Origin of the sequence: Ensifer sp. LC384 (assembly GCF_001695865.1) — a bacterium.
In the GTDB taxonomy this organism is placed as follows: domain Bacteria; phylum Pseudomonadota; class Alphaproteobacteria; order Rhizobiales; family Rhizobiaceae; genus Ensifer.
Window position 1 is genome coordinate 1 of record NZ_MBST01000020.1, and the last position, 12,420, is coordinate 12,420.

Sequence of the window (12,420 nt, forward strand, 5' to 3'; positions counted from 1 at the left end):
GGGGTCTATGAGTGGGTGGAGAAGGACGGCAAGCCGGTCTTCGTCATCAACGCCCAGAACTGCGTGCACTGCAAGACCTGCGACATCAAGGACCCGAACCAGAACATCAACTGGGTGCCACCACAAGGCGGTGAGGGCCCGGTCTATCCGAACATGTAATCCCACCCTTGCCTACTTATGCGCAGGCCATGCCACTTTGGCATCACAGGCCGACCGGCAGTCAGCTGACGCGGCAATGGGATATCGAACAGACGGCTGCAGCGTTCGGCTCGGCACGAGCAGCGCGTCGCGCTGTTTTATCGTCATCGACGAACTCGACCTCCTCGAATTTGCGGCGCCTGAGGATTGTAATCGCCTGTCTGACGTGATTGCCGCCTGTAGCGGAGCTGTATTCCACACACGACCAATGAGCGGATCACCTGAAAGGTGCTGTCGGCGGTTACGACGGTACGGGTGACGGCACGCCATCGCTCTCTTGATCGCATTTCCGAAGTTCACGCTGGGCCCGCGGTTTTTGGTAGTCGGGCAGCTCCCGTCACGCGGCATTTAGCGACCGCCTAATCAGCGCTGAATCAAACTCTTATGTCGGGCAATTCCGCCCTCCTTTACACCAATCGGCAGGATCGGCCGCAGGGGCCGACCCTCCGTCGAAGCAAAAGAGGATGCGGCATGTCAGTGGAAAAAGTGGATACGCTCGTCATCGGCGCCGGTCAGGCAGGCGTAGCGATGAGCGAACATCTCGGCAAGCGCGGCATGCCCCATCTGGTGCTCGAAAAGAACCGCATCGCTGAGAGCTGGCGCACCGCGCGCTGGGATTCCCTCGTCGCCAACGGCCCCGCCTGGCACGACCGCTTTCCCGGCATGACCTTTCCCAGCGTCGACGACGACGCCTTCGTCCCGAAGGAACAGGTCGCCGATTACTTCGTCGCCTACGCGCAGAAGATCGAGGCGCCGATCCGTACCGGCGTCGAGGTCAAGAGTGTTCGCAAGGAGGGCGACACTTTCCGCGTCGAGACAACGGCGGGCGTGATCGAGGCGAAGAACGTGGTTTCCGCCACCGGCGCCTTCCAGCGTCCCACCATGCCGGCCCTCGTGCCGGCGGAGGAGGGCCTTCTGCAAATTCATTCCAACGCCTACCGCAATCCGGGTCAGTTGCCCGAGGGTTCGGTGCTGGTGGTGGGCGCCGGCTCCTCCGGCACACAGATCGCCGACGAGTTGCTGCGCGCGGGCAAACGCGTCTATCTCTCCATCGGCCCGCACGATCGGCCGCCGCGGCGCTATCGCGGCAAGGATTTCTGCTGGTGGCTGGGCGTACTCGGGATCTGGGACCTCAAGGTGCCGGCCCCCAATACGGAACATGTCACCATCGCCGTCAGCGGCGCCTATGGCGGGCAGACCGTCGACTTCCGCCGTCTCGGCGCATGCGGCATGGCACTGCTCGGCCGGGCCGATACCTTTGAAAACGGTGTGTTGCACATTGCGCCAGACCTCGCAACGAACATCGCGCTGGGCGATGCCAACTACCTCTCCCTGCTCGATCGCGCCGACGACTATGCCGCGAAAAATAATCTCGATCTGCCCGAAGATCCCGAAGCCCGCCGGAAGGAACCCGATCCGCTTTGCATGACCGATCCCATCCTTTCGTTGAACCTGAAGGGGGCTGGTATCACGTCCATCATCTGGGCGACGGGCTATACGGTCGACTACAGCTGGGCGCGGCTTGATGCCTTCGACGAAAAGGGACGGCCGGTGCACGAGCGCGGCGTCTCCAGGGTGCCAGGCCTCTTCTTCGTCGGCCTTCCCTGGCTGTCGCGCCGCGCCTCGTCCTTCATCTGGGGCGTCTGGCACGATGCGGATTACCTCGCGGGCTACATCGCCGAGAACCGGAGCGGGCAGACGGCCGATACTGCAGCCGCGGCCTCCTGAGAGGCTGCGCCGGCGCCCGCACGGAGGAAGCGAGCATGCCATGATCCGAAACCCGAGCCCCGGCGGCAATGTCATCCACAGCCCTGATGACGATGCCCTTTTCGCGCGTTCGAATCTGTTCCTTAATTGGCGGACAAAAAAGGATACAGATATGGTTCTGCGCTTCACCCTTCGCCAATTGGAATATCTCGTCGCTGTCGGGGAATACGGCTCCGTCACGGAGGCGGCCGAACGGGTGAATGTGTCCGCACCCTCGGTTTCGGCGGCGGTCTCCCAACTCGAAAAGGAATTCGGCATCACCCTTTTCGTGCGCCGGCATGCGCACGGCCTTTCGCTGACGCAGGCCGGCCGCAGCTTCGTCGACCAGGCGCGGCAAATCCTTTCCGAGGCGGCCAAGCTCAATGCGCTTTCCAATGAGTTGACCGGGCAGGTGCGCGGACCGCTGCACGTCGCCTGCCTCGTCACCTTCGCGCAGGCCGTTATCCCGGCGCTGCGCCGTGCCTTTTCCGACGCCTATCCGGACGTTGATTTCTTCCAGTACGAGCGCGACCAAGCCAGCATTCTCGAAGGGTTACGCATGGCGCGCTTCGACATCGCGCTCAGCTACGACCTCGACATTCCCGCCGACATAACGTTCCACCAGCTTGCCGTGCTGCCGCCCTATGCCGTGCTGCACGTGGATCACCCGCTTGCGGGCCGCCGCGAAGTGACGGTGGAGGATCTCGCCTCCCACCCGATGATCCTGCTCGACCTGCCGCACAGCTCGGCCTACTTCCTCTCACTTTTCCGCGATGCGGGCCTGACGCCGCACATTGTCGAGCGCACGCGCGACATGTCCGTGATGCGCGCCATGGTCGCCAACCGGTTCGGCTATTCCATCGCCAACATAAGGCCGGTCTCCGCCTATGCGCCCGACGGCAACAAGCTGGCCTTCGTACCGCTCACCGGGAACCTCCGTCCCATGCGCATGGGCATACTCGCCATGGGCGGGGCGAGCCCGGCGCTCACCGTGCGGCGCTTCATCGATTTCTGCGGCGAAAAGATCGGCGACATGGTCATGGACCTGCCGGTTTCCGCCGACGTCCCCCGAGAACAGAAAGGCAGTTCATGACCACGACCACCGACTGGCGCGCCCGCGCCGCGAGCATGAAATTCCGCAACGGCCTCTATATCGACGGCGGTTTTCGCAAGGCGGCGAAGGGCGGGCGGTTCGAAACCGTGAACCCCGCCAACGCGCAGGTGCTGACGGACGTCGCCCGCGGCACCGCGGAAGACATCGACGCCGCCGTCACTTCGGCCCGCCGCGCCTTCAATGACGGCCGCTGGTCGGGCAAATCGCCGGCGGAGCGCAAGGCGGTGCTCCTGAGGCTTGCCGCCCTCATTCGCGAAAACGTGCCGGAACTCGCCCTGCTCGACACGCTCGATATCGGCAAGCCGATCAGCGACAGCTCCACCATCGACGCGCCCGGCTCGGCGCACTTCTTCGAATGGCATGCGGAGGCCATCGACAAGCTCTATGACGAGATCGCGCCCACCGGCCGCGGGGATCTCGCCATGATCCGCCGCGTGCCGCTCGGCGTCATCGGCGCCGTCGTGCCGTGGAACTTTCCGCTGGACATGGCAACCTGGAAACTCGCGCCCGCGCTCGCCACCGGCAATTCTGTCGTGCTGAAGCCGGCCGAACAGTCGCCGCTTTCCGCCCTTATGCTGGCGGAACTCGCTTCCGAGGCCGGCCTGCCGGACGGCGTGCTCAACGTGGTGCCCGGCTTCGGCGAAGACGCCGGCCGTGCCCTTGGCCTCCATCCGGATGTCGACGCGCTGGTCTTCACCGGCTCGACCAAGGTCGGCAAGCTCTTTATGACCTACGCCGGCGAAAGCAACATGAAGCAGGTGTGGCTGGAGACCGGCGGCAAATCGCCGAACCTCGTCTTCGCCGATGCCGATCTCGACAAGGCGGCCGAGATGGCGGCCTTCGGCATCCTGTTCAATTCCGGCGAGGTCTGCTCGGCCAATTCGCGCCTGCTGGTGCACCGCTCCGTGCAGGAGGAATTCACCCAGAAGCTGATCGAGGCCGCCGCCGCCTGGCCGCTCGGCGATCCGCTCGACCCCGTCACCCGCATGGGGCCGATGGTCGAGAAGACCCATGCCGACCGCGTGGCAAGCTATATCGACATCGGCCGCTCGGAAGGCCGGCTGGCATATGGCGGCAATCGCGAGACCCGCGACGGCTCGGACTGCTACATCCAGCCGACCATCTTCAACGAGGTGTCGCCGGATGCCCGCATCGCGCGGGAGGAGATTTTCGGCCCCGTGCTCGCGATTACGCCCTTCGATAACGACGAGGAGGCGCTGCGGGTTGCCAACGATAGCGAATACGGCCTGGCCGCCTCCGTCTGGACACGGGATCTGTCACGGGCGCTCTCCGTTTCGGACCGCCTCCATGCGGGCACGGTCTCGGTCAACACCGTCGATGCGCTCTCCACCATGACGCCCTTCGGCGGCATGAAGCAGTCCGGTTTCGGCCGCGACCTCTCGCTTCACAGCTTCGACAAGTACTGCGCGCTGAAAACTGTTTGGGTGAAATACTAGGCATCCGCCCGCTCTGGCTGCGGCGCGCCGCCGGGGATTTCAACCATCGAAGGCGCCGGTTACCGAATGCGTATTTCCTCGCGAACGGTGACTGGCGTCGGTCCCTCCATAAGCATCTGAAAATAAACAGGAAATCCTCCAGATGCTCTGGTGCAGCTGCACTTTCGCGCGGAGATTGAATTTGCAATGTCGCCACACGGCGGTCGCTGCTTAGCCTGAACCTAATCCATGTTTCCAGAACGTGTCATTTACGGATTGCGGTTCGTCAAATCCAATAGTCGATATAATCCTCTACAGGAGCATTGAGAGTGCCCCCTATGCGCGACAGCAAATACGACATTCTGTTCGAGCCCGTCCCAATCGGTCCCCACGTCGCGAAGAACCGGTTCTACCAGGTGCCGCATTGCAACGGCGGCGGTTACCGCGACCCCTCCGCAGCCGCGGCCATGCGCGGCATCAAGTCCGAGGGCGGCTGGGGCGTCATCTTCACCGAGCAGACCGAGATGCACCACACCTCGGAGATTACGCCCTTCATCGAGCTGCGGCTTTGGGAGGACAAGGACATTCCCGGCCTGCGCCGCATGTCCGACGCCATGAAAGTGCATGGCGCGCTCGCAGGCATCCAGCTCGCCTATTCCGGTATCAACGGTCCGAATTTCTACACGAAGGAAGTGCCGCTCGCGCCCTCGGCCCTGCCGATCCGCACCTTCACCAACGATCCGGTGCAGGCCCGCGCGCTGGATCTCACGGACATCAAAAATCTGCGCCGCTGGTTCGTCAACGCCGCGAAGCGCTCGAAGATGGCCGGTTTCGACCTCATCTGTCTTTACGGCGCGCACGGCTTCGGCATTTTCCAGCATTTCCTGTCGCGCGCCACCAACCAGCGCACCGACGAATACGGCGGGAGTCTCGAAAACCGCTCGCGCTTTGCACGCGAGGTGGTGGCCGGTATCCGCGAGGCCGTGGGCGATACGACGGCGATCACCATGCGCATCAGCCTCGACGAGACGATTGGCGAGCTCGGCTTCTCCAATGCCGAGGTGCGCGAATTCGTCGAGATGAACGCCGACCTGCCTGACCTCTGGGACTTGGCGCACGGTGCCTGGGAAGACTGTTCCGGCCCCTCGCGCTTCAAGGAGGAGGGCGCGCAGGAGCTTCTCGTCAAGGGCATTCGCGAGCTCTCGTCGAAGCCGGTGGTCGGCGTCGGCCGCTTCACCTCGCCGGACGTGATGGCGCGCATGGTGCGTCAGGGCGTTCTCGATCTGATCGGCTGCGCCCGTCCGTCCATCGCCGATCCCTTCCTGCCGAAGAAGATCGAGGAAGGCCGGATCGAGGACATCCGTGAGTGCATCGGCTGCAATATGTGCATCACCGGCGACATGACCATGTCGATCAGCCGCTGCACACAGAACCCGACCTTCATGGAGGAGTGGCGCAAGGGCTGGCACCCGGAACGCATGAACGCGAAAGGCGAGAGCCAGACGGTGCTCGTCGTCGGCGCCGGCCCGGCCGGACTGGAGGCTACCCGTGCCCTCTCGCTGCGCGGCTATGACGTGACGCTCGCCGAAGCCACCACGACACTGGGCGGCCGCGTGGCGCGCGAACGCCTTCTGCCCGGCCTTTCCGCCTGGGGCCGGGTGGTTGATTACCGCCAGTACCAGATCAGCCAGCGCACAAATGTCGAGACCTATTTCGACAGCCGGCTGACCGCCGAGGATGTGCTCGCCTTCGGCTTCGAGCATGTCGCGATCGCCACCGGCTCACACTGGCGCCGCGACGGCGTTGCCCGCCAGCATGTCGTGCCGATGCCAATCGATGGGGCAATGACGCTCTGGACGCCGGACGACATCATGGCGAACAAGCACCCGGAAAACCTCGCCGGCAAGACCGTCGTGGTCTATGATGACGACCACTATTACATGGGCGGCGTGATGGCTGAGGTGATGGCGAAGGCCGGCGCCAAGGTCATCCTCGTCACGCCCTCGGCCTATGTCTCGGATTGGACGCGCAACACGCTGGAACAGGGCGCGATCCACGTGCGCCTCGACGATCTCGGCGTCGATATTCGCCTCAACCGCGGCGTCACCGCTATCCGCGCTGGCGAGGTCGAGACCAACTGCACCTATACCGGCCGCCGCAGCGCGGTCAGCTGCGACGCGGTCGTCCTGGTTGGCTCGCGCATGTCCGACGATGCGCTCTATAACGACCTTCTGGCCCGGCAGGACGACTGGGCCGATGCCGGCATCAAGAGCGTCAAAATCATCGGCGATGCGGCCGCGCCCGCGCCGATCGCCTGGGCGACCTATGCCGGCCACCGCTATGCGCGGGAACTGGATACGCCGGATATCGGCGATGCCCTGCCGTTCCGCCGCGAAGTCACCCAACTCGAGCCGATGTGAGGAAATGCGGATGAACCAGTCCAAAGCCATCGAAGTAAAGTCGGTCTCGAAGTATTTCGGAGCCTATCAGGCGCTGAAGTCGGTCAGCTTCAACATCGGCAGCAACGAGTTCTTTACGATGCTCGGCCCCTCTGGTTGCGGCAAGACCACGCTGCTGCGGATGCTGGCCGGGTTCGAAAGCCCGAACAGCGGCTCCATCTTGCTGAACGGCAGCGAGGTGGTTGCCATCCCGCCGCACAAGCGCCGCGTCAACACGGTCTTCCAGAGCTATGCGCTCTTCCCGCACATGACGCTGGAGCAGAACGTCGCTTACGGGCTCGAAAACCTCGGCTGGGACCGGGCGCGCATCCGCAATCGTGTCGGCGAGATGCTGGAACGGGTGCACATGAGCCAGATGGCAAAGCGCAAACCCGCCCAGCTTTCCGGCGGCCAGCGTCAGCGCATCGCGCTCGCCCGCGCTTTGGCACCCGAGCCGGAGGTTCTGCTGCTCGACGAGCCGCTTTCCGCGCTCGACCTGAAACTCCGGCAGGCAATGCGCGATGAGTTGCGCACTCTGCAACGCGACACCGGTATCACCTTCGTGTTCGTGACCCATGACCAGGAGGAGGCGCTCGATATGTCGGACCGCATCGCTGTGCTCGGCGGCGGCGAGGTGCAGCAGATCGGCACCCCGACGGAGATCTACGAGGAGCCCGTCAACCGGTTCGTCGCCGATTTCGTCGGCGAGACGAATTTCCTTGATGTGGACGTGGTCGAAACCGCGGCCGGACAGGCGACCATCCGCACGCCCTTCGGCGTTGCGCTCACCGTTCCCGCAACCGGCCATGCCGCCAAGGGTCGCGCGACCCTTTCGGTGCGTCCGGAGAAGATCAACCTCGGCGACCAGGCGCAAGGTGTCGTTTTCGAGGGCCGCATCACCAACAAGAACTACATGGGTGGCTATACCCACTACACGCTGGACGTTGCGGGAACCGAGCTGCGCGCCTCCCGTCGCAACGCCTCGCGTGAGGGGGACACCATCCCGCTTGGCGCGACCGTTCCGGTGGGCTTCGTCGCGGGTTCTGCGCGGGTGCTTGCGGCATGACCGACAGCGTCCTCCATGTCGCCGCCGAAGCGGACCGCGTGCCTCGCGTCCGTTTCTGGCATGATCTTTCCTTCTGGGGCCTGCTGCCGTCCCGGCTGCTGATGGGTTTTGCGCTGATCCTGCCCATCTTCATCATCGCCGCCGTTTCCGTCGCGACACGTGGCGCGCATGGCGGCTTCGCGTGGGATTTCAACCTCGCCGGCTACCGCCAGATCCTCTTCAACGAGGGCTGGACGGGCGAGCTGGAATTCACCCCGCAATACCTCTTGATCATTGTCCGCACCTTCCTGCTGGCCGGCGCGACGACACTGATCTGTCTGCTCTTCGCGGTGCCCGTTGCCTATTTCATCTCGCGTCAGCCGCCGGGCCGTAAGGCGGCGCTGGTCTATCTGGTGACTTTGCCCTTCTGGGCCTCGATGATCCTGCGGGTCTATGCCTGGATGATCATCCTCGGCAAGGACGGCACGCTGCCGCGCCTGCTCGAATATCTCGGCTTTCCCGCTGGCACGAGCTTCATGTTCAACGACGGGGCGACGTTGACGGCAATGGTCTACACCGCCATGCCGTTGATGGTGCTGCCAGTCTTTGCCTCCATCGAGAAGCTCGACGGCACGCTGATCGAAGCCTCGCACGACCTTTACGGCAGCCGCTGGGTGACGCTGCGCCGGGTGATCCTGCCGCTGACGGCTCCCGGCATCGTCGCCGGCGCCATCCTCGTCTTCGTGCCTTCGCTCGGCGCGGTTCTGGAGCCCTCGCTGATGGGGGGCGGCAAGCAGATGATGATGGGAACGCTGATCCAACTCCAGTTCGGAGGTGGCCGCAACTGGCCCTTCGGCGCAGCCATCGCCATGACGCTGATGGCACTCGTCATGATCGTTCTGATCTTTACAGCGCTACGCGCTGCCCGCCGGGAGGTCGCGCTATGAGCACTCGCCACGACGTTAAACGATATCCCGGCCTTGGTCCGCTGTCGGTGCTGTTCTTCATCTACCTTTATGCACCGCTGGCCGTCGTCGTGATCTACTCCTTCAACGCCAACAACATCGCCGGCGTCTGGACGCATTTCTCGCTTCAGTGGTATTCCTCGGCGCTGAGAAACACGGCGCTGTTAAACGCGCTGAAAACCTCGCTGACGGTGGCCGCCATCGCAACCGTCGTCTGTACTCTTGTCGCGCTTTGTGCTGCGCTTGCCATCATCCGCGGCAAGAACGTCCGCTTCCGCAAGCTCTCGGAAACCATCGTAAACCTGCCGCTGCTCCTGCCGGAAATCGTGCTGGCCGTCGCCACGCTGATCCTCTTCTCGCTGATCGACGTGCAGAATGGCGTGATCCGGCTGACCATCGCCCACTCCGCCTTCTGCACGCCCTTCGCCTTCCTGCCGATCCGCGCGCGCCTGCAGGGCATGTCGCTGGATTTCGAAGAGGCGAGCGCCGATCTCTATGCTGACCGCTGGACGACGTTCCGGCGCGTGACACTGCCCCTCATCTTTCCTGGCGTCTTTTCCGGAGCGATGCTCGCCTTCCTGATCTCGATGGACGACTTCATCACCTCGAACCTGTTGTCGACGGGCGGCACGACGACGCTGCCAGTCTACATCTTTTCGCTCATTCGCAGCGGTACCTCGCCGGAACTGAATGCGATCGCCACGCTCCTGATCCTTGCCTCGCTGGTCCTTGCTACCGTGGCCCTTCTGGTCGCGACGCGAGGCAGCCGCGACAATGCCTGAACCAAAAACAACGAAGAGAGGAACAGCACATGAACAAATACCTGACCGCCACCACCCTCGCGCTTTGCTTCGCCACCGCTGCCCAGGCCGAGGGACAGCTCAATCTCTATGTCTGGGCTGATTCAATCTCACCCGTCGTGATCGAGAAATTCGCCAAGGAGTATGACGTCAAGGTCAATGTCGACGGCTACACCTCGAACGAAGACCTCCTGACCAAGCTGCAGGCCGGCTCCTCCGGCTATGACATCGCCACGCCCTCCCAGCACTTCCTGCGCGTCATGATCGACGAGGGTTTGGTCGAGAACTACGGGGCCAACACGCTGAAGGCGTACGAGAACATCGAAGCGCGCTGGCGCAATCAGTGGTGGGACGAGAAGCAGGAGTACTCGATCCCGATCGCCTACGGCACCGCCGGCTTCGTCGTGAACACCGAGCAATACAAAGGCCCGACCGACAGCTTCAAACATTTCTTCGAGCCTGACGGCGAGCTGAAGGGCAAGATCGCCATGCTCTCCTATCCCGACGAGGTGATTGGCGCGGCCCAGCTCTATCTCGGCATACCCTTCTGCACCGAAGACCAGGCGGAGATGAAGAAGGTGCTGGACCTCCTGATGGCACAGAAGCCGTCGGTGGCGGTCTATTCGTCCGACAACATTCCAAGCCGCCTCGCCTCGGGCGAAGTCGCTGCTCACTTCTGGTGGGACGGCGAGGAACTGAAGGCTCGAACCAAGGGATCGCCCTTCGCCCTCGCCATGACCAAGGAGGGCATGGTCGGCTGGCTCGACAGCATGGTGATCCCGAAGGGCGCGCCAAACCGCGACAATGCGATCAAGTTCATCGAGTTCATTTCCCAACCGGAAAACGCCACCGAACAAATGAACTTCTATGCTCATTCGTCGCCCATGAAACTGGTGCAGGAAAAGGTCGTCTACAAAAAGGAAAACGCGCCGGAGCTCTATCCGGAAGTACCAATCGTCTTCTCGCGCACCTGCTCGCCCGCCGCGCAGGATCTCGTTACCCGCGTGTGGACCCAGCTCCTCCAGTAAAACCGTCGCGGGGGCTCTTTGCCCCCGCTTCCTCTCATTTGGTAGGGAGCCGCCGATGCCAGCCGATCTCATCATCGTGAACGCCCGCGTGCGCGCGATTTTCGCGCCCGCGGGAACGACCGCCATCGCCGTTGCCGAGGGGAGGATCCTGGCACTCGGCACGGATGAGACCATCCGCGCTCATGCCGGCACCACCACCCACGTGATCGATGCGGGTGGACGCGAATTGCTGCCGGGCTTCGTCGAAAGCCACCTGCACCTCTTCATGGGCGGGGCGACGCTTACCATGCTCAACCTCGGGCCAACTTTCGGCTTCGAGGCGACCCGCGACGCCCTTCTCGGCTTCGCCGCCGCCAACCCCGGTGACGACATCCTCTTCGGCTATGCCGTCAACTACGTGATTTTCGGCGAAAACCACAGGCCCGACCGCCACCTTCTCGACGCGATCATCGCCGACCGCCCCCTCTGCCTCCTGTCGACGGACCTGCATTGCGCCTGGGCCAACACCCGCGCGCTGGAGCTGGCCGGCATCCTCCAGGGGGCGGATGTCGGACCGGGCGCGGAGGTGGTCATGGGCGACGACGGGTTTGCCAATGGCGAGCTGCGCGAATTTGCCGCTATGAACCGCGTGCAGATGCTTTCCCGTCTCAAGGGGCGCGACGGCCTCCACTACGAAGGCGGCAAGGTCTCGGAGGAAGATCGCACTCACGACAAGCGGCTGATCCGCAGAGCCGGCGACTATTGCGCCCAAAACGGCATTGCCAGCGCCGTCAACATGGACGGCAATGCCTATCAGGCGGGCCTCCTGCGTGATCTGGCGCTCGCCGGCGAGATGCCGGTCCGCGTGAGCCTGCCGCTCCGGCTGGAGCAGCGCCACGGCCCCCAGGGCATCGCGCAGATCGACGACTTCGGTCCCGACGTACCGGGCTGGCTGCGTTTCGGCCGTATCAAGCTGTTCATGGATGGCGTCTACGACACCTGGACGGCACTGACTGTGAGCGACTATCCCGACCGACCCGGCTTCTGCTCCGAGCCGTTGATCGCACCCGACATCTTCAACGCCATGTGCATCGAAGCCGACCGCCGTGGCCTCCAGGTCGCGACCCATGCCGTCGGCGACGGTGCGGTGCGCGCGACCATCGACGGCTACGAGGCCGCCCGCACGGCGAATGGCGCTCGCGACGCCCGCCACCGCATCGAGCATATCGACACGATCGCGCCCGAAGACCTCGACCGACTGAAGCCGCTCGGCATCGTTGCCTCCATGCAGCCGGTGCATCCGCCGGGCTCTGCCGGCCTGCCGCTCGAACCCACGACCACGATCATGGGCCGCGACCGCTGGCCAACCGCCTTCCCCTGGCGGATGATCCGCGACCGCGGTGTGCCGCTTGCCTTCGGCACGGACTGGCCGGTGTCGCCCCTCTCGCCGCTCTACGCGATCCATTGCGCCCAGACACGGAAACCCTGGGCCACCGACATACCCGACCAGCGCATCAGCCTCGACGAATGCCTGCTCGCCTACACCGCCGGCGGTGCCTATGCAGACTTCGCCGAAGACAGCCGCGGCCAGCTAAAACCCGGCTTTGACGCCGACCTGGTGCTGATCGACGGCGCGCTGGAGGGCCTTGCCGAGGCCGAGGACGCCGCCCG

9 protein-coding genes and 1 pseudogene are annotated in these 12,420 nt (G+C 63.9%); all 10 read left to right on the top strand.

Features of this window, described 5'->3' with window-relative positions:
* Positions 1 to 159, top strand: a 159-nt coding sequence (locus BC363_RS33525) for a 4Fe-4S dicluster domain-containing protein (protein WP_141690345.1), incomplete at its 5' end; no start/stop codon positions are given.
* Between the two features lie 510 nt (positions 160 to 669).
* On the top strand, positions 670 to 1,926 hold the full coding sequence (locus BC363_RS16350) for an NAD(P)/FAD-dependent oxidoreductase (protein WP_065785492.1): 1,257 nt from the start codon (positions 670 to 672) through the stop codon (positions 1,924 to 1,926).
* Positions 1,927 to 2,077: 151 nt separating this feature from the next.
* Complete coding sequence (locus BC363_RS16355; protein ID WP_065785495.1) at positions 2,078 to 3,037, top strand: LysR family transcriptional regulator; 960 nt, start codon at positions 2,078 to 2,080, stop codon at positions 3,035 to 3,037.
* Positions 3,034 to 4,515 (top strand): aldehyde dehydrogenase, encoded by a 1,482-nt coding sequence (locus tag BC363_RS16360; RefSeq protein WP_065785491.1) that lies wholly within the window; start codon positions 3,034 to 3,036, stop codon positions 4,513 to 4,515. The genes BC363_RS16355 and BC363_RS16360 overlap by 4 nt, the downstream gene beginning before the upstream one ends.
* A 317-nt stretch (positions 4,516 to 4,832) precedes the next feature.
* Positions 4,833 to 6,914 (top strand): FAD-dependent oxidoreductase, encoded by a 2,082-nt coding sequence (locus BC363_RS16365; protein WP_065785490.1) that lies wholly within the window; start codon positions 4,833 to 4,835, stop codon positions 6,912 to 6,914.
* A 10-nt stretch (positions 6,915 to 6,924) separates the two neighbouring features.
* Positions 6,925 to 7,998 (top strand): ABC transporter ATP-binding protein, encoded by a 1,074-nt coding sequence (locus BC363_RS16370; RefSeq protein WP_065785489.1) that lies wholly within the window; start codon positions 6,925 to 6,927, stop codon positions 7,996 to 7,998.
* On the top strand, positions 7,995 to 8,924 hold the full coding sequence (locus BC363_RS16375) for an ABC transporter permease (protein ID WP_202618574.1): 930 nt from the start codon (positions 7,995 to 7,997) through the stop codon (positions 8,922 to 8,924). The genes BC363_RS16370 and BC363_RS16375 overlap by 4 nt, the downstream gene beginning before the upstream one ends.
* A complete protein-coding gene (locus BC363_RS16380; protein ID WP_065785488.1) occupies positions 8,921 to 9,724 on the top strand; it encodes an ABC transporter permease in 804 nt (267 codons plus the stop codon). The genes BC363_RS16375 and BC363_RS16380 overlap by 4 nt, the downstream gene beginning before the upstream one ends.
* A gap of 29 nt (positions 9,725 to 9,753) precedes the next feature.
* A complete protein-coding gene (locus BC363_RS16385; RefSeq protein ID WP_065785487.1) occupies positions 9,754 to 10,770 on the top strand; it encodes an extracellular solute-binding protein in 1,017 nt (338 codons plus the stop codon).
* Positions 10,771 to 10,825: 55 nt separating this feature from the next.
* Positions 10,826 to 12,397 (top strand): annotated as a pseudogene (locus BC363_RS16390) (amidohydrolase); the annotation flags it as partial.
* Positions 12,398 to 12,420 lie beyond the last annotated feature (23 nt).